Annotated in this window: 18 protein-coding genes; 3 read left to right on the forward strand and 15 right to left on the reverse strand. The window is 36.8% G+C overall.

Annotated features, from left to right (window positions below; translation table 11 throughout):
• Positions 1-10 precede the first annotated feature (10 nt).
• Positions 11-985 (forward strand): substrate-binding domain-containing protein, encoded by a 975-nt coding sequence (locus MT390_RS15010; RefSeq protein WP_499441967.1) that lies wholly within the window; start codon positions 11-13, stop codon positions 983-985.
• Between the two features lie 334 nt (positions 986-1,319).
• Positions 1,320-1,529, forward strand: a complete 210-nt coding sequence (locus MT390_RS15015) for a DUF3565 domain-containing protein (protein WP_499441969.1) — start codon at positions 1,320-1,322, stop codon at positions 1,527-1,529.
• A 40-nt stretch (positions 1,530-1,569) separates the two neighbouring features.
• Here MT390_RS15015 and MT390_RS15020 read toward each other — a convergent pair whose 3' ends face one another.
• From MT390_RS15020 to nrdR, 8 genes are all read right to left on the reverse strand, one after another.
• Positions 1,570-2,466 (reverse strand): DMT family transporter, encoded by an 897-nt coding sequence (locus tag MT390_RS15020; RefSeq protein WP_499441971.1) that lies wholly within the window; start codon positions 2,464-2,466, stop codon positions 1,570-1,572.
• A 161-nt stretch (positions 2,467-2,627) separates the two neighbouring features.
• On the reverse strand, positions 2,628-3,347 hold the full coding sequence (locus tag MT390_RS15025) for a DUF445 domain-containing protein (RefSeq protein ID WP_499441973.1): 720 nt from the start codon (positions 3,345-3,347) through the stop codon (positions 2,628-2,630).
• A 245-nt stretch (positions 3,348-3,592) separates the two neighbouring features.
• On the reverse strand, positions 3,593-4,027 hold the full coding sequence (gene nusB / locus MT390_RS15030) for a transcription antitermination factor NusB (protein WP_499441975.1): 435 nt from the start codon (positions 4,025-4,027) through the stop codon (positions 3,593-3,595).
• The gene (gene ribH, locus MT390_RS15035; RefSeq protein ID WP_166373071.1) at positions 4,027-4,494 is read right to left on the reverse strand and encodes a 6,7-dimethyl-8-ribityllumazine synthase; all 468 of its coding nucleotides are present in this window, start codon (positions 4,492-4,494) and stop codon (positions 4,027-4,029) included. The genes nusB and ribH overlap by 1 nt, the downstream gene beginning before the upstream one ends.
• Positions 4,495-4,557: 63 nt before the next feature.
• Entirely contained in the window at positions 4,558-5,664 is a 1,107-nt protein-coding gene (ribBA, locus tag MT390_RS15040; protein WP_166373072.1) for a bifunctional 3,4-dihydroxy-2-butanone-4-phosphate synthase/GTP cyclohydrolase II, read from the reverse strand.
• Positions 5,665-5,687: 23 nt separating this feature from the next.
• Positions 5,688-6,350 (reverse strand): riboflavin synthase, encoded by a 663-nt coding sequence (locus MT390_RS15045; RefSeq protein ID WP_499441978.1) that lies wholly within the window; start codon positions 6,348-6,350, stop codon positions 5,688-5,690.
• 1 nt (position 6,351) lies between these two features.
• Positions 6,352-7,533, reverse strand: coding sequence for a bifunctional diaminohydroxyphosphoribosylaminopyrimidine deaminase/5-amino-6-(5-phosphoribosylamino)uracil reductase RibD (gene ribD / locus MT390_RS15050; protein ID WP_499441980.1), 1,182 nt, complete (start codon positions 7,531-7,533; stop codon positions 6,352-6,354).
• Between the two features lie 88 nt (positions 7,534-7,621).
• Positions 7,622-8,077 carry a transcriptional regulator NrdR gene (gene nrdR / locus MT390_RS15055; protein ID WP_166373075.1) on the reverse strand — a complete coding sequence of 152 codons (456 nt, stop codon included), beginning with the start codon at positions 8,075-8,077 and terminating at the stop codon, positions 7,622-7,624.
• Between the two features lie 317 nt (positions 8,078-8,394).
• On the opposite strand from nrdR, the gene msrA reads away from it, so the two are divergent.
• Positions 8,395-8,934 (forward strand): peptide-methionine (S)-S-oxide reductase MsrA, encoded by a 540-nt coding sequence (msrA, locus tag MT390_RS15060; protein WP_499441982.1) that lies wholly within the window; start codon positions 8,395-8,397, stop codon positions 8,932-8,934.
• A gap of 149 nt (positions 8,935-9,083) precedes the next feature.
• Here msrA and MT390_RS15065 read toward each other — a convergent pair whose 3' ends face one another.
• The 7 genes from MT390_RS15065 to MT390_RS15095 form a co-directional block, all read right to left on the reverse strand.
• Positions 9,084-11,024, reverse strand: coding sequence for a bifunctional diguanylate cyclase/phosphodiesterase (locus MT390_RS15065; protein WP_499441983.1), 1,941 nt, complete (start codon positions 11,022-11,024; stop codon positions 9,084-9,086).
• 7 nt (positions 11,025-11,031) lie between these two features.
• Positions 11,032-11,724, reverse strand: a complete 693-nt coding sequence (locus tag MT390_RS15070) for a transglutaminase-like cysteine peptidase (protein ID WP_166373078.1) — start codon at positions 11,722-11,724, stop codon at positions 11,032-11,034.
• Between the two features lie 11 nt (positions 11,725-11,735).
• Complete coding sequence (locus MT390_RS15075; protein WP_166373079.1) at positions 11,736-12,341, reverse strand: OmpA family protein; 606 nt, start codon at positions 12,339-12,341, stop codon at positions 11,736-11,738.
• Positions 12,328-13,728 carry a TolC family outer membrane protein gene (locus MT390_RS15080; RefSeq protein ID WP_166373080.1) on the reverse strand — a complete coding sequence of 467 codons (1,401 nt, stop codon included), beginning with the start codon at positions 13,726-13,728 and terminating at the stop codon, positions 12,328-12,330. Before MT390_RS15080 ends, MT390_RS15075 begins: the two co-directional genes overlap by 14 nt.
• A 19-nt stretch (positions 13,729-13,747) precedes the next feature.
• On the reverse strand, positions 13,748-15,121 hold the full coding sequence (locus tag MT390_RS15085) for an HlyD family type I secretion periplasmic adaptor subunit (RefSeq protein WP_166373081.1): 1,374 nt from the start codon (positions 15,119-15,121) through the stop codon (positions 13,748-13,750).
• The gene (locus tag MT390_RS15090) at positions 15,118-17,328 is read right to left on the reverse strand and encodes a type I secretion system permease/ATPase (protein ID WP_499441985.1); all 2,211 of its coding nucleotides are present in this window, start codon (positions 17,326-17,328) and stop codon (positions 15,118-15,120) included. Before MT390_RS15090 ends, MT390_RS15085 begins: the two co-directional genes overlap by 4 nt.
• Before the next feature lie 205 nt (positions 17,329-17,533).
• Positions 17,534-21,400: VCBS domain-containing protein (locus MT390_RS15095; protein ID WP_499441987.1), on the reverse strand; the 3,867-nt coding region annotated here is incomplete at its 5' end.

Here is a 21,400-nt window from a genome sequence, read left to right on the forward strand (position 1 = left end):
AGAGCTAACAATGAACTTATTTAAAAAAATGGGCAAATTAGCATTAGGTGCCATTCTATTAACCACTTTTGCCAGTCAATCAGCAATTGCAGCTAAATATAAGGTAGGTGTTTCTGTTCCATCAGCAGACCATGGATGGACAGCTGGACTACTATGGTGGGCGAATAAAGCGGTTGCAGACTTTAAAAAGTCAGATGATGATGTCGAATTCTATGTCGTTGCGGCAAGCTCTGGTTCAAAACAAGTGGGTGATGTTGAAGATTTAATGATCCGCGGTATTGATGCTTTAGTTATATTGCCGCATAACCCTGCAACATTACAAACAGTCATTAATGAAGCTTATGACAGTGATATCTATACTGTTGTAGTTGACCGAGAACTAGAAACACCGAGCCAAAATGTATTTATTGCAGGTGATAATGCAGGCCTAGGCACAGTGAGTGGTAAATGGTTAGCTAAAGAGTTAAAAGAAAAAGGTAACATTGTGGTGATTGAAGGTATGCCTATTCCGATTAACAAGCAACGTGTAGATGCATTCGATGCAGAAATTGCTAAGCATAAAGGTATTAAAATACTTGATAGCCAAACAGCTGATTGGTCAACTCAAAAAGCATTAGCAGTAATGGAAAATTTTCTACAAAAACATCCTAAAATTGATGCAGTATGGTGTCAAGATGACGATATGCTAAAAGGTGTTTTACAAGCAATCAAAGAATCTGGTCGTACTGATATCAAAACAGTATTAGGTGGTGCTGGTTCAAAAGATATCTACAAAATGATTAAAGACAATAACCCTGTTGTTCGTGCATCAGTTACTTACCCTCCAAGCATGGTTGCTTCAGGTATTGCATTAGCGGTAGCTGGTTTGAAAAATGAGAAAATAGGAAAAATGTATCATACGTCTCCATCTCGAGTGATCCTTGCGGCTGAGCTCGTTGATAAACATAACGTAGATGCATTTTATACGCCAGAGTCAGCTTATTAATTTACCCGCTCTAAAAGTAAAATATAGCGAGCTTAAGTAAAGATTATTTATCTCGTACTATGATGCCCTCTTCTATTCAACTTGAATTGAAGGGGGCATTTTTGTATTAAAAAATGCAAATATATAATTCACTGATATATGTGCTATGACGTAACTAGATTTTGGCATAACTAGGTTTTAGCATAAATAGATTTTGGTTAAGCCAACTTGTATATCGCTAATCCAGTGCAAGAAAAGGTCTAAAAGATCAGCAATAGAAAACATGCATGACGTAATAAAAATAGCCCCTGCTATGTTAAAATTTCTACTGTATCTAATAAATGGACTTGGCTTAATGAAACAAAAAATCACGGGTTATCATAAAGATCACGAAGAGCATTGGGTTGCACAGTTAGTCTGTGGTCACTTTCAACATGTTAGGCATAATCCTCCCTGGATGGTTCGATTATGGGTAACCACCAAACAAGGCCGAAATTCGATGATCGGACAGCAATTAAATTGTGTCAAATGTGACAACTGCGCTGAAAAAGATCAGCGTGATTAAATCCATTAAGTAAAACAAAGAGAGGATCATACTTCCTCGATTATTTCACCGCTACAGATGCTTTTAATGATGGATTTTTAATTACTAAAAGAATGCCGCTCAAAATCATCATACTGGATATAACAAACACCAATGACACGGATTCACCAAGGAAGACAAAGCCTGCAATGGCAGCTAATACAGGCACTAATAATTGTACAACGGCTGCAACGTTATGACGTAATGACGTTAATGCTTGGTACCACAACAAATACCCTAGCGCAGAGGCAAATACACCAGATAAGACAGCATATAGCACTCCCTCTATTGTTAACTGGGTAGTCTCAATATTAATAAATGCAAAAATGAATAGGAATGGCAAAGTACGGAAAAAATTAAAAATGGTATCAGCACTTGGGTCAGTACTTTTTTTACCTGCTAAAGTATAAAAAGCCCAGCTTATACCAGACATACACATCAATATAAATGCAATTAAAGAAGGGCTGGACATTTGTGGTGCTAATAAATAAATAAAACCAGCAACGGCTAGAATTAAACCTAATAACTCGGCACGACTTAATAGGTGCCCTTTAAATAAACGTGTTACCAACATGGTGACTTGCACAGTAGCGAATAATACTAAGGCCCCCGTTGCGGTATCTAACTGAATATAGGCGTATGAAAATGTTAGTGCATAAATAAACAACCAAATTGCATTAATCCAACTACCTGTACTTTTTTTGTTAATAACGCCCTGCTTTGCGACTTTTTTTAAATCAATAAAAAAATGCTTAACAGCGAGGAAAATAGCTAAGAAAATGCAACCAGAAAACAATCGGATCACAGTAAAGCTACCTGCATCGATTTGGTTATCACCGAGAGCTAATCGACAAAAAACGGAATTAGCAGCAAAAGCTAATAATGCTAACGTGGTTAATACAAAAGTATTATTAAACATAACAGGCTTATTCCCATGAAATATAAAAATAAAGCCTGCGTAAAACAGGCTTTAAGAGTAGTATTTTTTTATAATCGATTTGCATTAACCGATACTATTTTATTGATTAACTAAGTTAATTTAATGATGGCTAAAATACGCCGTTTAAAAAAAGATCAGCTTTAAGCGACGATAAGTGCACTCACTAAACCAATCAAACCACCAAATACACCGCCCCATACAACTAACCAACCTAAGTGTTTTTTGATCATTGCTTGAATGATCTCTTTCACTAATTGTGGCGTCAGTTCATTCAAACGCTGCTCTATTATTTTTTCTATTTTAGCTAAAATATCTTGCATCATATCTGGCTGTTCAATTTCAGTTTTTAATAGTTCGATAAATTTTTCATCGTTAGTTAAATCGATTATTGATGTTTTCATATGTTTGATAAAAGGTTCTCTTAATGGTTTCAATGCTTCTTCACCACCAAACATATCTAACATAGCACCAAATGAGGAGTTCATAATCACTTTTATTAAACCGTCATAGGTTGGATTTAAGTCCACTTTTTCGATCACGGGTTGTAGATTGAGTTGTGCAGGCGAAAAACTACCAGCAGATAAAAAACGATCCACATTTTCTGCAGTAAAGAATTGCGTCATCATTAAACTTCTAATCCCTGACTTAAATTCTTCAAAGTGAGCGGGTACAACACCTGAACCATATAAGAATGGAACTTTTTCAAACAACATAAATATAGCAAGCCAGTTGGTTAAGGCTCCCGATAGCGCAAACAATCCCACCATAATTAATATAGCTGCAATTTCAGTTTCACCCAGTACAAACCCAAAACCTAAGATTAATGCTGCAATTAGGTTAGTGGCTAAACTCTTGTTCATCTCTGTTCCTTGTTTTAGTTATTGTTTTAGTTATTGTTTTAGTTATTGTTTTGGTTATTTTCATGACTGTTAATTTTAAAATTTTGTGTTTTTTAATCGGGCAATTAAATAGACTAAAGACTAATCTAAAACGGCACTTTTTACTTGAATCTAAGAGCCCATAAAATTAATTATCCATTTTTTATCGAAAAAAAATCCAGTTATAAATAACTGGATTTTATTATCATTACACATAATCACTGTAATTATTTTGAGATTTCTTCACGTAACTTTAAGCTACGAAGTGCTTTATCTAACACACCGTTAACAAATTTGTATGACTCATCGGTTGCAAAATCTTTTGCTAATTCGATCGCTTCATTTAGCACTACTTTAGGCGGCACATCAGTACGGTAAGTTAACTCAAACATCGCTAAACGTAATACGGCAATATCAACCATATCAACATCGTCAATTTTACGAGATAGGTACGGAGAAAGTTTTTCATCTAACGATTCAACTCTCTGTACAACACCCATCAACAATTCTTTAAAGTAAGGAACGTCAGCTTTTGACATATCTTGGTCAACAGAGAATTGTTCAATAATTTGTGACACACCTGTTTGCGTGATTTGCCATTGATAAATAGCTTGCACAGCAAACTGACGAGCACGACGACGTTCAGCAGGTTTCATTTTCATTATCCTAATTCCGCCATCACATTAACCATTTCTAATGCGCTTAAAGCAGCTTCGCTACCTTTGTTACCCATTTTAGTTCCAGCACGCTCAATTGCTTGATCAATTGAGTCTGTTGATAAAACGCCAAATGCAACAGGAATATCGTTATCTAACGATACAGTTGCTAGGCCTTTATTACATTCGTTAACCACTAATTCAAAGTGCGGTGTACCACCACGGATAACACAACCCAATGCAACAATAGCATCAAACTTTTTAGATGTAGCAGCACGTTTAGCTACTAATGGCAGCTCAACAGCACCCGGTACTCGAATCACTGTGATGTTCTCATCAGCAACTTGACCTGTACGTTTAAGGGTATCAACTGCGCCAGCAAGTAACTGCTCATTAATAAAGCTGTTAAAGCGAGAGATTACGATTGCGATTTTAGCTTGTGGAGCGGCTAAGCCACCTTCAATTATTTTCATTTTCTACCCTTATTACAAAATTTTTGTGCATTCTAACACAGTTTATTTCTATACTGACACTGTTTATTCGGTGATGTATTCAACCACTTCTAGTCCAAAACCAGATAATGCATGGTACTTTTTCTGCGAACTAAACAAAGCCATTTTTTGCACGCCTAAATCACGTAAAATTTGCGAGCCAACACCGACGCGACGACTTGCACCTTGTGCTTTAGCGGCAATACGTTCACCGGCATCTTCTTGCTGAATATTTTTAATTTGTTCGATCAATGATTCTGCCGTTTCTTGGTGTCCTAACATCACTAACACTCCACCATCTTTGGCTAAACGCGCCAAAGCACTATGCATTGGCCAAGTGCGAGGACTTAAACGATCAGAAAAGAAGTTATCAGCAAATGTATTTTGTAAATGAACACGCACATTAGTAATAGCATCGCTTTTTACTTCACCATTAACTAGCGCAAAATGTACTTGTTTGTCGATAGTATCTTGATAAGCGACCAAATCAAATTCACCAAATTCAGTCGGTAATTTACATTCGCTAACACGTTCAATGGTCGTTTCATTGTTGTTACGGTATTCAATTAAATCAGCAACTGTGCCTAGCTTAATATTATGTTGCTTAGCAAAAACTTCCAAGTCAGCACGACGCGCCATGCTGCCATCTTCATTTAAGATTTCAACAATCACGCCAGCAGGTTCGCGACCCGCAAGACGAGCTAAATCACAACCAGCTTCAGTATGTCCGGCACGAGTTAACACACCACCTTCTTGTGCTTTAAGCGGGAATATATGGCCAGGCATCACGATATCTGTCGGTTTTGCATCTTTACCAATAGCGGCTAATACAGTCACTGCGCGGTCTGCAGCAGAAATACCCGTTGTCACGCCTTCCGCAGCTTCAATAGAAACCGTAAAGTTAGTTGAAAATGCAGCCGTATTATCTTCTACCATTAATGGTAACTTTAATTTTTCACAACGAGCTTCTGTCAGTGTTAAACAAATCAAACCACGACCATATTTTGCCATGAAGTTAATTGCTTCAGGCGTTACTAGGTCCGCAGCCATGATCAAATCACCTTCATTTTCACGGTCTTCGTCATCCATTAGGATAACCATTTTGCCTAAGCGAATATCTTCGATGATTTCTGCAGTTGTATTTAACTTCATTTTTGTTCCTTAAACCTTATGAATTAACCCATGAACCCGCTTTTTGCTAGCAGTTCCATTGTCGACTGTTGTTTTTTATTTGTGTCAGCAGCATGTTCGCCTAATACTAAACGTTCTAGATAACGTGCAATCACATCCACTTCTAAATTAACACGACTGCCAACAGCATAATGTTGCATCGTGGTTTGACTGATAGTATGAGGGATGATGGTTAATTTAAAACTAGCGCCATCGACATCATTTGTTGTAAGACTGATCCCATCAACGGTAATCGAGCCTTTTTTAGCAATATATTTAGCCAAATCACCGGGTGCTTTGATCCAATATTCAACTGCATTGCCTAATGGAGAAATAGACGTTATTTCCCCAACCCCATCAACATGACCACTCACAATATGACCACCAAAACGGTCATTCATTTGCATGGCTTTTTCGAGGTTGACCACAAATCCGGGTTGAATATTTGCAAAGCCACTTAATCGAATAGTTTCATGCGAGACATCCGCATCAAATGAGCTTTCACCTAAACGTGTTACGGTTAAGCAAACACCATTATTGGAAATACTATCACCGAGTTTGACGTCGTTCATATCTAACTCGCCAGCATGCACGGTGATAGTCATATCTTTTTCATTATTTTTAATTGCAGTGATTTTGCCCACTGCTGCAATAATGCCTGTAAACATATTATTCTCGATGGTTAATCAGACGAATATCATCACCTATCTGCATCACAGAGTGTAATTTAAGGGTAATAATTTCGTTCATCGTGGAAAAGTTAGGTAAGTTTACTAAGTTTCTGCTTTGATCGCCCATTAATTTTGTCGCTTGATAGAGAATAAATTCATCAACCAGCTCTTTTTTGAACAATTCGCCAGCTAAAGTTGCACCAGCTTCCACCCATAGGTCATTAATTTCATATTCGTTTAACAAAATCATTAACGCATTAAGGTCGATACGTTGATGATTGTCTGCGCTACAAATAACTTGCTCGACTTCCGCCACACAATTTTTGAATGCACTGCTATCTCGAGTTTGTAACGACACTAATAAAACTTTACCGGGTAAGTTAAATAATTTTTCTTGTAATGTACATTGGTTATTAGAATCTAAAATAATGCGCATCGGTTGGCGCAGATTAGCTTCACTCATTAATTCGCTATTAAAAGCAGGACTGGCTAAAAGCTCTTGATAACGCACATTCAAACTAGGATCATCGGCTAACACAGTATTTATACCTGTTAAAATAGCGCTTTGCTGTGCACGATAATATTGCACATCTGCTCTTGCATCTGGGCCTGTTATCCATTGGCTAAGTCCATTTTTCAATGCTGTTTTACCGTCTAGACTTGACGCCATTTTTACAGTTATTCTTGGACGCTTATATTTCATTCGAGTAATAAAGCCTAAATTTAACTGCTCAGCCTCTTTGGTTAACAACCCCACATCGACTTTAATCCCCGCTTCTTGTAATAAGGCAATACCACGCCCTGCAACTTTAGGGTTAGGATCAACCATTGCAACTACAACACGTTTAACACCCGCTTTAACTAATGCTAAAGCGCACGGAGGCGTTCGTCCAAAATGAGAGCAAGGCTCTAGGGTGACATAACACGTAGCACCAATAGATTGTTGTTTGGCAATTGCTAACGCATTTACTTCAGCGTGACCAGCCCCCGCTTTGTGATGCAACCCCTCACCAACGATCTTGTTCTCTTTAACAATCACACACCCTACATTTGGGTTAGGAGAAGTAGTGAATCTGCCACGTTCAGCAAGTGCGATGGCACGTTGCATATATTTTTCATCAAGCTCGGTAAATAGCATTTTATTAGTACTTTTATTGATTTTAATAATTAATTCATTCATTAATCGGAACAATTAACGTGCTGTATTTTCAACAAGCAGTCAATAATCTTAAGCTTTATTGGCAATATTTATGCTTTATTTAATGCTTTCATTTATTGGTATCTAATCTAGCAATTTCTTCACCAAACTCTTTAACGTCTTCAAAAGCACGATAGACCGAAGCAAAACGAATGTAAGCAACTTTATCCAAGCTTTTAAGTAAATCCATCACTAATTCGCCGACCATTTTGGAAGGTATTTCACGCTCGCCAGTTGCGCGCAATGTAGATTTTAATTTATTCACTGCACTTTCTACCGCTTCAATACTAACCGGACGTTTTTCTAGTGCGATATTTATACCCACAAGCAGTTTTTCTTCATTAAATGGTTCACGGCTGCCATCTGATTTAATCAAACGCGGCATAATAAGTTCCGCTAATTCAAAGGTAGTGAATCTTTCATTACACTCATTACATAAACGACGACGACGAACTTGAGAGCCTTCAGAAACAAGACGTGAATCAATAACTTTTGTATCTTGGGCATTACAAAAAGGACAAAACATAGTGTTTTTCTCTGTTCAATAAACGACGAAATGATAATTTAACATATTTCGATCCCTATAATGATGAGTGCATTAAGCAAGCGCTCACATTAAGGCTTAAAATAGGCGCTTAAGTTAACATATTTATACTCTACGATGGCAGTTTATAAAGTATATTTTATGTTAAAAAGTGATATCTATTTGTTCTAACAGAGGTTAACGTTATGATAGATACTTACAAATTGATCATTTAGACTGTACTTTATATAAGTTATTTATATGAATGTTAACTAGGTCTAAAATTTACATTGTTTGGTTTTAAAAAATAAGGAAGCACAATGACACAACAAAATATGATAATCGGTGGAGGATGTTTCTGGTGTGTTGAAGCAGCTTTTAATCAAGTAAAAGGTGTTACAAGTGCCATTTCAGGATATACCGGCGGTCAAAAAGAAACAGCAGATTATGAAACAGTTTGTTCAGGTACAACGGGACATGTAGAAGTGGTTAACGTTACTTTCGATAGTGAGCAGATTAGTTACTCACAATTATTAAACTTATTTTTTAGCGTACACGATGCAACACAGGTTAATCGTCAAGGTAATGATACCGGTACACAATATCGCTCTGCTATATTTTACTGCAATGAAGAACAACAACAAATAGCGCAGGCATTAGTTGAGCAAATTAATGAGCAACAGTTATTTGATAAAGATATCGTGACAAGCGTAGAACCTCTTGAGACTTTTTATGCGGCAGAAGATTATCATCAAGGATATTATTTAAAAAATCCAGAACAAGGTTATTGTATGGCTGTGGTTGCGCCTAAGTTTCAAAAATTTAAAGCGCAACATGCGCAATTAATGAAAGAATCATAACTGATAAATCCAGCTTGTTATTTACAGAGCCTATTTTATAAAAAAGGGTTAAATAGTTTACTCACTATTTAACCCTTTTTTGCTTTAGCATTCTGATAAAACACTTAGTTTGAAAAGAATACTTGTTTTGAAAGAATACTGGTTAAGTGTTAATTCACATCACTAGGTGCAATAATGAAACCTTGATAACCCGTTGCTTGTAACTCACTGACCCGTTCTAGCTGTTCGTAATCTTCAACTGCTGTAATGATTACATCCACACCAGAACCGAGCGCAGTGTTAATTACTGCACGCGTTAATACAAGTCGCTGTGTCAGGTCTCCTACATCCATTTCGTTACTCATATCACATGACAGTGATTGATCTAGTTTTACATAGTTTGGTTTAATATTTTGTAAGTAAGATAGTGACGCCATCTCTCTTCCATAGTGGTCAATACCAATTTGCGCTCCCACTTCTTTAATTAAATTAGCAAAGTGAATACTCTGTTCAGGGTGATTTAAAATAGCATCCTCTTGAATTTCAAAATAAAAACGACTTTGATCAGGTTGCGCTTTCAAAAATCCTTTTAACCAACTATGAAATTGCAAATCAAGCACGCTGTCATGCGTAATATTAATGGCTACTTTCTTATTACTAGACTTCATTGTAGGGTTTTCAACAATGGCTTCAATTAATGATTTATCGAACTGACTGCCGAGCTCTAACTGCTCTATGTAAGGCATAAATTTAGCCGCACGTATCTGTTTATCATCAATAGTAATAATACTGTAAATTTCATGATGTAAAATTTTGTCGTTTGTAAATGAAACAGAAGGATGCCATTTAAATTTTAGCGATTTATTGGCAATGGCCTCTTTTAAATGAGTGTGCCATTGCGTTAATGTCATATCTTGTTTAACAACACTCTCGTACCAGTGACTCACTTTTGATTCATTTAAAGCATGTTGCAATGCATTATCTGCGTTCGCTAATAATTCAGAAGCCGTTATGTCATCAGTACGAATCGCACCACCAATGGCAAATTGCTCCTCACCATCATAATTTGCATTCTGCATGGCTTCGCTAATTAAGCGAGATACTTTTTGCAAATAGACATTTAGTTGCGGTTGAGATGCTTTAGTGACTAGAAATACAAACTCTCGATTAGAGATACGAGCAATAAAGCTTGGGCATACCGCAGGTAAAGTCTGTTGCATTTCTTTGGCTAAAATTTGGATCGTATTATCTCTAACTTGATACCCAAATTGATCATAAATTGTTTCTAACCAATCTAACCTTGCGATTAATAAACCGCCATAACCGGGATCTTTAATCCAACTTGCAAGTTGTGAATTGAGATATAAACGATTGGGTAATTGCGAAACAGTATCGGTTAATTTTCCTTTTTTTAAGGTAACCACTTCTTTATCTAACTGTGAAAACACTGCTTGTAATTGACCAGACATACTATTGATCGCTAGTACAACTTCTTTAAGCTCTGTTGTTTCAGGGATTGCTAAATTAGGTTGAAATTCTCGTTTTGCAATCAGTTTAGCTTGATCTGCGACACGATGTAATGGTGCAAGAATACGTTTTAAACGAAGATTTAAAATAATTAAAGAGACAAAAAAGATAACTGCTAATGCAATTAATGTATCGCACATTACTTTCCATAATTGGCTGTAACCAATCGCTGGATTTGCTTCTAAATTTAATGTTGCCAGTTGGATCCAGCCATTAGTAATAACACTCTCAGTACTTTGTGACTCAAATAAATTTAGGTCTAAAAACCACTGTGGCACGCCCGCTACTTTAATTGGATTTTCCCATACTTGAGTTTTATTTGTTTCTAACCAAGTCAGGCTAACTTTTTTATAAAATCCACCTTCAAAAATAACATTAATCACAGTTTCAGCTGAGGCTACATCTCCTGTTTCAAGGTGTGGTTTTAACATTAATGTAAGCGCATTAGTTGTATTATTTAAGTCCGACGCTATCTGACTATCCATAAATGTTTTTGTTTGGGTAAACTGAAAATACGCCAAACTCGTTGCTACTAGTAAAAACAGCCCTAGTAATAATGAGTTGATCTGATTAAACAGTGTCATAAATAAGTTACTCCATTGATGTAACAGGTTGCTTTAATTGATTAAGTCCCATGCGATGATTTAAATCATTCCATCGTTTGAGTCTACTGGGTTTCCCTGCCACACGGCCTTGTCTTTTTTCATTGTTTAACCATAACTGTTTACCGTTAAAGCTATACACAGGGATTAAATCTTGACGCTCACTTGCTTTTTTTATACGCCCATCGATGTTATCTAAAATTAATGGTTCCGCAGTTGGATGTTTATAATAAGCCACAACCATATGGTATTGGTTAAGCGTTAAGGATTTAACCATGACGATACGTAATTTATCGTCTGCAACTCCTACAGCCAATAAACTAAAATACTTTGCTAACGCAAAATCTTCACAGTCCCCTGCATTGGCACCTATAAACTCTACGGGTGTTGCCCAATAATTACTTTCACCCCACAGTTTTTGATCCGTTGTAAACTGTAGTTGATTAAAAAAACGGTTAGTACTAATTAATTTTTGTTGTTCATCTTTATATTGCTTATTAAGAACTTTTAACCATGCGGAACCACGCTTTGCCGCACGTTCTCCATAGTTCTTTTGCAATACAGAGATTAACTTTTTGGTATCTATATTTATCGGAATGCTTGCATATAGGTAAACACTACTCATATATACAAACAAACCAATAAAGAATATTTTTTTTAATAAACCATATTTACTATGCATTTAGTTCATAATTATTGCTCACGATGATCAACGGTATAAATAGTCCATTTCATATCTACAATATCTGCTGCACCATCTATCTCAGCAACAATACGTCTATTTTGAGCATTCACATATTCATCATTACCTTCAAACAGAAGTTGCTCAAATCCTAAACCAACCGTGCTGATTCTATTTTTATCAACGCCATATTGATTAACTAATATGTTTTTAACTGCGTCAGCACGCTTTAAAGAGAGTTGTTTATTATGTTGCGCACTACCTACAATACTGGTGTGCCCTTCAATCATCACAGTAATCGAAGAATACTCTTTCATTAAATCTGCTAATGTTTTGATTTCTGCATAATATTTACCATCAACAAATGCAGAGTCATTATCAAAATTTACCAACAGTTTCACACGTACTTTTTCAAGGTTATCTGTACTGCAACCGTCATTATTCACTTCTGCACCGAGTGCTGTAGCAGGGCATTTATCACGAGCAGATATAATGCCATCCCCTTCTAGGTCCGATAAATCATAAGCTTGTACAGTAGGTTCCGGTGTCATTTCAATAATATTAGATGAACAGCCACTCACTAATATAGCGGCAGCAAATAGACTAATTATTTTCATTGTATACACCTCCTTCAAATTGTTCTTCACCTTGCCAAGTTGCAGGACGAGTCACTCGCAACGAGTCTAATAATTTCCCCATTGAATGCAATACACGATATTGAGCTATTATTTCGGAAAACTCGGCGTCTAAAAAGTCACGTCTCGCTTGATATAGTTCATTTTCGGTATCTAATAAGTCTAATAAACTACGTTGGCCTATTTTAAACTGTTCTTTATAATCAGCCTGTGTATCTTTAGAAGCAATAACATGCAATTTAATATATTTCTTTTGTAAATTTAATTGCTCAAATGCATCCCAAGATAAAATAAAGCCTTCTTTTACTTCACGATGTGCGGTCATATTTAACGCTTTAGCTTCATTAATTCGATAAGCCGTTTCTTTTGCATAAGCGAGGTCTTTACCGCCTGAAAACAAATTATATTTAAAACGAAGCATCGCCGTGACATCATTATTATTACCACCAACATCTCCACTAGTGTAATTACCATCAACACCATCAACGTTATCATTAAAATTAGCATCAATTTCAAATGTGACTTCAGGGTAATAGGTTGATTTAGCACTATCGTATTGTGCATGTGCAGATTGTATATCGTTGCTTGCAGCCCATACTGAAGGGTGATTTTTAAACGCTATTTCGAGGCCTTCATCGCGAGTAGCGGGTAACATGCTGCGATCTGGAAAAGGAATAACAAGATTTTCTGGAGTTTGATCAATGAGACGATAAAACTTAGTTTTGCTGTCTAAATAATTGTTTTTAGCAGCAATCAAATTTGATTGTGCCTTCGCTAAACGCCCATTAATCTGAGATAAATCCGCCTTACTACTAAAACCAGATTCAGTACGTTCTTTAATTTGGTCATAAATTTCAACGTGCGACTGTAAGTTTTTTTCTGATAAAGAAACCAATTCTTCAGACTCAATAAGCTCCAAATAGACTTTAGTTATCTCTAATGCAATATCTTCAGCAATTGAATGTAAACGCCATTGTTCTGCACTCGTTGCATAACTTGTCCGATCCACTTCACTACTGGTACGAAAACCGGTAAATAAGTTTTGTTTTAAACTTAAGCCCAATTCACGTCTTGTTAAGTTCTCAGGATCATCATTTGTGTCATTTCTGGTGCTTGGACTATCGGTATACTCATAACCAATTCCACCAGTTACGTCTAAAGTCGGTAAATAACCAGCTTCTGCTTGATCCACTTGTTTCTCTGCTGCTTTAAATCGAGTGAAGGCAGCTCTAATTTCAGGATGAGTATCTAAAGTATGAGCAACTGCTTGCTCTAATGATTGACTTTGCACCGACAAAGGTAACAATGCCAAAGAACTAAAAGCGATTAATACTGCTTTATTTGCTATTCCACGTTTTAATGGTTTCATTCTCTCTCCATGAGCGTTTTTAATATTCACGTAACGCCATCTCTTTTGCTCGTAATAATGGGTTTAACATATATTCAAGTACAGTGCGTTTGCTTACCATTACGTCGACGCTTGTTAGCATTCCGGGAATAATCGGCATATCGTTCTTATCTTTACGGTTCATACTTGATTCATTGGTTCTGATTCTAACAATATAAAAACTATTACCTTCTTCATCTTGTGTAGTATCTGCACTGATATGCTCAACAACACCTTCAAGACCACCGTATCGGGTAAAATCATAGGCTGTAATTTTAACGCGTGCAGGTAAGCCCACATGAATAAATGCAATATCTTTAGGAATTATTTTAGCTTCTACTAGTAACTTATCTTCTGTTGGTACTATTTCTAATAGTACTTGGCCAGGTTTAACTACACCACCTAGTGTATTGATATGCAAGGTTTTTACTGTACCAACAACGGGAGAAGTGATCAGAGCCTTAGTTACTTTATCTTTTACACCTACTTGTGCTTCTGTGATCCTAGAAAGTACTCCCTGTTTTTCATTTAATTGAGCTCGAGCATCTGTACGAAATGCAAACACTAGTTCACGTCTTTTTAAGATAGACTCTTCTAAGGCAGATTGTTGCCTTGGTATTTGTGCTCGTAATGAATTAATTTCGCCATTTAAATCATTAACGGTTCGTTGTAATTTTAAGTACTCTACCTCAGGCACAATATTTTTTTCAGCTAAAGGGCGAGTTAAACGCATTTCTCTGTTTGCTAACCGTAAACTACTTCTTAATGTACTGATCTTAGATTCTATTTCTTTAATTTCTTGTTGGCGTTGTTTAATTTGTTGGGCCTGGATTGCAACTTGGTTTTCTAAGCTGTTTAAACGTCCAATATATTCATCTTGCTGGCGTTCCACTAGTGTAGCGGCAGTGGTTTGCAAATCTTCAGGAAACTGTAATATTTTTTGTTCTATTTTTATTTGTAATTTCCAATCCTTTACATTGGCTATCAAGATGCTGCTTAATTCCGATCTTAAACGAATAATATCAGCTCTAAGTGCGTCAACTTCTTGAGTTTGTTGTGCCATATCTGAGCGGAATCGAGTGTCATCAATACGCGCTAAAGGCTGACCTTTAGTGACTAGCATCCCCTCTTTCACGTATAAATCTTGTAAAATACCGCCATCCAAACTTTGAATTATTTGTACTTGTGAAGAAGGAACAACCTTACCTTCTCCTCGAGTCACTCGATCTAATTTTGCATAATAAGCCCACACAAAAAAGCATACGAATAAAGCAGCTAAAGCCCACACAGTTAAGCGCTGTGCAGTTGGTGTTTGAGTTATCATCGCACCATAAACATCATCGGCCATTTCTAAATCATGTTTAGATATTTTCATGATTTAACTCCTCCAGTAGTACTAAGATTACCTGAAGCAAGCTTCTCTAAAATAATATCCTTTGCATCATTCGCGACTATTTTTCCATTCTCTAGTACAATAATCCGATCAACCAACTGTAATAGATGCATCTTATGAGTGATCAGCAACAAGCTGCGATTTTTTATGGTTTGTTTCATTGAACTAATAAACTGTTTTTCAGCACGTGCATCTAAACTTGCAGTGGGCTCATCAAGCAATAATATTTGCGGATCATTCAAAATAGCCCGCGCTAATGCAACAGCCTGACGTTGACCTCTAGATAACGTTATTCCCCCTTCACCAACTTGTAAATCCAAACCTTCAGAAGCAAAATCCGTAAATAGTGTCACACCCGATAACTGAGCAGCACGTAATAATTGATACTCAGTAACTTGTCGAGTACCGAACAGAATATTGTCTTTAATCGTGCCATGAAAAAGAATGATATCTTGAGGTAAGTAACCTATATTACTGCGTAAATCACTCGGATGAATTTGTCCTTGGTGCAGACCATCGTAGCGAATACTCCCTAACACAGGTTTATAAAGGCCTAAAATTAGTTTTGCTAATGTGGTTTTCCCTGACCCATTACGCCCTATAATTGCAATTTTTTCACCTGGTTTAATGTGCAAAGAGAAAGGGTATAGAGCTGTTTTTTCAGTATTAGGATAATGGAATGATACTTGCTCACATTCAATATTCCCCTGTAACTTGTTGCGACTTACTAGGTGCCCTTTATTCTCAAACTCCCCTTCTTGCTCCATAACACTGTTGATTTGACGTAAAGAACTCATCGTTTGATTATAGCGAGTCATTAACGAAGCAATTTTAGCCATCGGCCCAATCGCTCTACTAGACAACATCACCGCCGCAATAATCGCCCCCATAGAGATCAGACCTTCAGATACTCGATAAACTCCTAATACCATCACAGCAACAACAGAGATTTGTATAATGAAGCTTGATACATTAGCCACTGAATTAGTTATCACTTTTACTTTTAATTGCCACTTTGAAGTATGACCAACCATTTGTTGCCAAGTATGTTGAATAATACCTTCAGCGCCATTAGCTTTTATTGACTCCATCGAAGACAAACTTTCTACTAAATGACCATGTCGTAGACCTGAAAATTTATTACTTTCTTCAATTGCTACTTTTAATTTACTTTGCACAATCAGGCTATAACTAATAATTAATACAGTCGCAATGACTGCGAAAATAGCCAAGTCGCCAGAAACTAACCAAATGATAAAGATAAAGAAAATAGAAAAAGGTAAATCAACTAATGCGGTAATGGTTGCTGAAGATAAAAAATCACGAATACTATCAAACTCACCCAGTTGACGAGCCATGCCACCCACACTTGAAGATCTTTTTTCTAGAGGGATACCAATTGCTTTAGCAAACAGTTTAGATGATATTTCTACATCGACTTTTTTACCTGCTACATCAATGAGGTAGGCTCGAATTTGCTTTAATATAAGATCAAATATATAAGCGACACCTGCTCCGATGGCTAATACCCATAACGTTTCAAAAGCAAGATTAGGCACTACTTTGTCATACACATTCATCACCAATAATGGTGACAACAATGCAAATATATTAATTAAAATAGATGCAACAATCACATCTCGATAAATTGGTGCAGATTCTCGAATGCTGCTCCATAACCAATGCTTTTTAGTATCGTGAATATGAACATCAAAGTGACGATCACCATGATATTTTTGTTTAATCAGGAAAAGATAACCTACATATTCAGCTTCTAATGCAGCAATGGTTAACAGTTCTTCACCACCCGTTTCAGGAAATGAAACACGCGCTTTATCAGCGGTGATATCAATCTCATGCAATATGCAGGCTTGTTTATTTTTGAGCATTAAAATACAAGGCAGCAACATATCAGGGATAGCAGATAAGCTCCTACGATCCATTTTTGCACTCAACCCAGCTCGACTCGCGGCTTGTGGGAGTAGCTCAGGAGTAAGATGTTGATGAGTTAACGGTAAACCTGCCGCTAATGATTCTGCTGAACAGGGCGTAGAGAAATGCTCACTTAATAGAACTAAGCAATCTAATAATGGATCATGTCCAATACGAGTTGAGCTGTTTATTTCCCACTGTCCTGACTGAGGCTTTGTTTGCTTCAATGTTGACCCTTTATTATCAATAGTCATCATAACCCTCCTTAGAGAGCATTATGACGACTATTTTCATTTGCGTAATAGAAAGAATACTAACGTTTTTATAAGTAGTTATCTATTTAAAAACATGATCTTAAAAAACGTTACCTAAATAGTTAATTAAAATACACTTAAAAACCATTTAAACAAGATAACGTTAAATAAAATATCATTTAAACATAATTAATTATACATATTCCACTTAAACAATTTCATCATCTAATAGTGAGGATGTATCTTCAACAACCGTGTCCCCAATGATTAAAGCGCCATCGTTTAACAGATTATTAATAACAATTTCTTTATCAAAATCGGATACCTTACCCACAGTATCGATCCCTTCTAATTGGGTATCTTCTAATACGATTTTCTGTGTAGGAGAGTAACCACCGTCTTGATATGTTGTAATTGTTGTATCTTTTCCGTCGAAACTAAAGTCTAAATAGTCTCCAAGGGTATTTTCTGACTCTCCCTGTAATAGATCACTTAAGTCCAATTTATCTTCATTAACATTAAAGTCTGTTATCGTATCACTGCCATATGTATCACTAGCAGTCCAAACAAACGTATCAATTCCAGCACCACCAGTTAGAAGATCATTACCTACTCCACCAATTAATATATCGTCACCTAAACCACCATCTAATTGATCTTCTCCGCCATCACCACTAAGTTGATCATCACCAGCACCACCAGTTAGCGCATCTGTATTACTGCCTCCGAATAGCAGATCATCTCCCTGATCACCATTCAAAGTATCGTTACCTGTATCACCGTAAAGCGTATCGTTACCAGCTCCACCATTCAGAGTATCATTTTGAGATTTACCGTATAATATATCTTGGCCATCATCCCCATTTAAAATATCTTCACCAGAAGCGCCATCCAACATATCATTACCGGCTCCGCCGTTTAATGTATCGTTACCAGAAACTCCGAATATTTCATCATTACCACTTCCACCGGTCAGCGTATTATTGTTCTCATCGCCTGTAATAATAGAATCTGCATCGGCAGTCAGTGACTCAACAGGCTCCATTACATCAGTATTAGTAACAGTAGCATCACTAATATCAGTGACTTCCTCAAGAACCCCAGTTTCAGCAGAATGAAGTACAGTGACATACGCCACAGCGGCATTTGAAATAGAACCATTCTCATCTTTGATTGTATAAGTAAAAGAATCTGTCCCTGTATACCCATCGTTTGGAGTATAAACAACATCACCATTAACAATTTCAAGTGAACCATATTCAGGATCACTAAGTGTGTTAATACTAATACCTTGGCCAACATCGTTCGCTAATAAATCAAGTGTAATTGGTGTATCAATAAGCGTGTTTGGACTGTCTTCTGTATTACTAAGATTGCTTTCAATCCAAACGTTATCGCCAATCCCATTGAGGCTCATGTTTAAATCAAGGACATAATCGCCACCTTGATCCCAATAAATTATCTCAACAGAATGTAAGCCTGCAGACAATGCGATCTCTGCAATCGAGTCAACAGGTGCTGTGATAAGACTATATGTAAATACATCTTCTCCATCGATGATAAGCTGGAAACCGTCATCATGATTAACTGTAAATAGATAAATACCTGCTTCTTCAACATTTAAGTTGCCTGATACAGCTATAATTCCATCAGTAGCGGTTTCTGAAGATCCACCGTCAATCGTAACAATAGAGTCAGCATCACTATTTAAGAAAGCAACAAGATTTGCAGGTATTCCACTATCATCTGCACCAACAGCAACACCTGAACTTTGATCAACATCACCTGTAGATTTATAATCAAGCTTTGTAGAAATAAAGGAAATGTCAGCTGTAGGGTTATCAATAATGTACTGTTTTACCACATCTAAGGAAGAAGTATTTTGTTCCTCCAGTGCTTCATCATAACCCCAGTATTTACCAGAAAGACCTGTTTTTGGACTTGCATCATCAAATGCAACTGGTTGAGATGTAACAACAGAAGCATCACTAACAGACTCTTCATTAACGATCAAACTACTAGTCATTATTAAATTATTGGCTTCGTCAACACCATCAACACGTACTGTAGCTTTTGCTGTACCGGTTTTAGAACCATCACTAATGGTGTACTCAATATCAATTTCTTTAGAGTCGCCATCATTTAAGGTTACGCCTAACTCTTCACTAGGGGTAAAGACCAATTTGCCATCAACAAGCTTCCCAGTACCGACAATAAGGCCATCAACGGTGATATCTACAGCATCACCACCATCTATGACACTTTGCCCTGCTATCTCTGTGATAATGATTTCTTCATTATCATCGTCGAAATCGTTAGACAATAAATCAATAGCAATTGAACTGTTTTCATCAGTGAAAATAACACCTTCGGTAATAGTAGTATCTACTGCCGGTAAATAATTTGTCACATCAACGGCTTCACTTGCATCATTATAGTTAAGGTCAAGTACAACAGATTCGGTTGTTTCACTACCATCTGCTTGTGTTCTAGTAAATGTAATTTCATCTGTAACGGTTCTAGATAGCGTCATATTTTGTACTACATAGGTACCATTTGATCCGGAAGTTGTTAATTCAAAGCGATCCACCGGTGACTCTTTATCAAAGGTAAAGGTATAAGTATCTACAAAAGAACCACTTTGTCTGTAATGAGATTGTATTTCGCTTGTTCCATCTTCAAAATAAGCTGTGATGCTTACTTTAGTCGCATATTTACTAGACTCATCAAAATAACCACCTAAACCATCAAGCGTAAAGGTTACTTCGTTAATATTTTCACCTTCAATGTCTATAACAAGTGTCTCACCTTGGCTTAGTCCATTGTCATCCCCGTTACCAATACCACTACCTATATGCGTGTTTCCGTTCCATGCTGTTAATATAGTGGAATCATTTTCATCAGTAGTTTTTAACGAGGTTTTAATCGTTGCATTACCACTGATTGCAGTTACTGCTGTACCATCACTGTTAACCGTTCCCCAGTCATTCACACTAGCCACATAGTCTGAACTACCATCATCATCAAATGAACCTATACCAATATCAACAGAGTTGAGTTTAATTTCTTCTTCGTCAGGTACAAATTGCACTTCAGAATCAGAGTCATACTCTTCACCAGCGACCATATCAACCCAAACACCATCAACAGATACCTGCAATATTCCATATTGAGGTAATTCATCTAGACGAATCGTTGTATCGTAAGTCATTTCAGTATCGTCAACTGCCTCTGGCGCATAATCGACACCATTAATAGTGATAACAATATCCTGCACTGTACCGTTCAGATTAACAGTATGAGTCTCAGTGATTGTTTCATTCGAATCTAATGCCTGAATGTCATTGTTTGTATTATCAACTTCGTAATTCCAAGTACCATCGGGATTAATAGTTAAAAGACCTAATTGAGCAGTTCCAGTTGTATTGGTAAAAGTAACTGTAGGATTGAAATTTTCACTATCAGTGGTATCAACATCACTAAATGTTAATTTACCCGATACAATCAATTTATCGTCATTTATATCCTTATCTTCAGTAACCTCACCCAGAGCAGTATCTCCAGCACTTGCATCTACAGTAATTTCAGTTGGATCTTCAGCACCAAAAATTGTTATAGGGACATCCGTCGTTACACCGTTAATAGAAACCGTATAAATTTCAGTAATACGTTCACCTGCATCTAAATATTGTGCAGCTTCATTATTTAAAACATATTCCCATTGAAATTGACCTGGTTTACTAGCCGTTGGATTAGGTGTTAATGTGAGATCACCAATAGCTTCACTTCCACCAGTAGAGCTTATAAACGTAGAAGTTGGTTCATATGTATCTGATTCTGTATAGTCAGCATCACTAAATATAAAGGTCCCCTGAACACTTTGAAGATTTCCACCATCTTCCAAAACTCTCCCTTGTGCTGAATTAGCCCCTGCAATTTGAATGATAGTAGGATCATCTTGCGGTGTTATCGTTACATTGACAGTTCCTACTTCACCTTCTTCGTTAGTATAAGTAAAGCTATCCGCCCCATTAAAGTCAGCATTCGGTGTGTATTTCACCGTGCCATCAGCATT

It is taken from the genome of Vibrio sp. 2-Bac 85, assembly GCF_037546705.1.
Classification (GTDB): domain Bacteria; phylum Pseudomonadota; class Gammaproteobacteria; order Enterobacterales; family Psychromonadaceae; genus Psychromonas.

Excerpts from the sequence above, each read along its gene's own strand:
- MT390_RS15010 (WP_499441967.1), top strand. The coding sequence starts at position 11 with ATGAACTTATTTAAAAAAATGGGCAAATTAGCATTAGGTGCCATTCTA.
- MT390_RS15015 (WP_499441969.1), top strand. The coding sequence starts at position 1,320 with ATGAAACAAAAAATCACGGGTTATCATAAAGATCACGAAGAGCATTGG.
- MT390_RS15020 (WP_499441971.1), bottom strand. The coding sequence starts at position 2,466 with ATGTTTAATAATACTTTTGTATTAACCACGTTAGCATTATTAGCTTTT.
- MT390_RS15025 (WP_499441973.1), bottom strand. The coding sequence starts at position 3,347 with ATGAACAAGAGTTTAGCCACTAACCTAATTGCAGCATTAATCTTAGGT.
- nusB (WP_499441975.1), bottom strand. The coding sequence starts at position 4,027 with ATGAAAATGAAACCTGCTGAACGTCGTCGTGCTCGTCAGTTTGCTGTG.
- ribH (WP_166373071.1), bottom strand. The coding sequence starts at position 4,494 with ATGAAAATAATTGAAGGTGGCTTAGCCGCTCCACAAGCTAAAATCGCA.
- ribBA (WP_166373072.1), bottom strand. The coding sequence starts at position 5,664 with ATGAAGTTAAATACAACTGCAGAAATCATCGAAGATATTCGCTTAGGC.
- MT390_RS15045 (WP_499441978.1), bottom strand. The coding sequence starts at position 6,350 with ATGTTTACAGGCATTATTGCAGCAGTGGGCAAAATCACTGCAATTAAA.
- ribD (WP_499441980.1), bottom strand. The coding sequence starts at position 7,533 with ATGAATGAATTAATTATTAAAATCAATAAAAGTACTAATAAAATGCTA.
- nrdR (WP_166373075.1), bottom strand. The coding sequence starts at position 8,077 with ATGTTTTGTCCTTTTTGTAATGCCCAAGATACAAAAGTTATTGATTCA.
- msrA (WP_499441982.1), top strand. The coding sequence starts at position 8,395 with ATGACACAACAAAATATGATAATCGGTGGAGGATGTTTCTGGTGTGTT.
- MT390_RS15065 (WP_499441983.1), bottom strand. The coding sequence starts at position 11,024 with ATGACACTGTTTAATCAGATCAACTCATTATTACTAGGGCTGTTTTTA.
- MT390_RS15070 (WP_166373078.1), bottom strand. The coding sequence starts at position 11,724 with ATGCATAGTAAATATGGTTTATTAAAAAAAATATTCTTTATTGGTTTG.
- MT390_RS15075 (WP_166373079.1), bottom strand. The coding sequence starts at position 12,341 with ATGAAAATAATTAGTCTATTTGCTGCCGCTATATTAGTGAGTGGCTGT.
- MT390_RS15080 (WP_166373080.1), bottom strand. The coding sequence starts at position 13,728 with ATGAAACCATTAAAACGTGGAATAGCAAATAAAGCAGTATTAATCGCT.
- MT390_RS15085 (WP_166373081.1), bottom strand. The coding sequence starts at position 15,121 with ATGAAAATATCTAAACATGATTTAGAAATGGCCGATGATGTTTATGGT.
- MT390_RS15090 (WP_499441985.1), bottom strand. The coding sequence starts at position 17,328 with ATGATGACTATTGATAATAAAGGGTCAACATTGAAGCAAACAAAGCCT.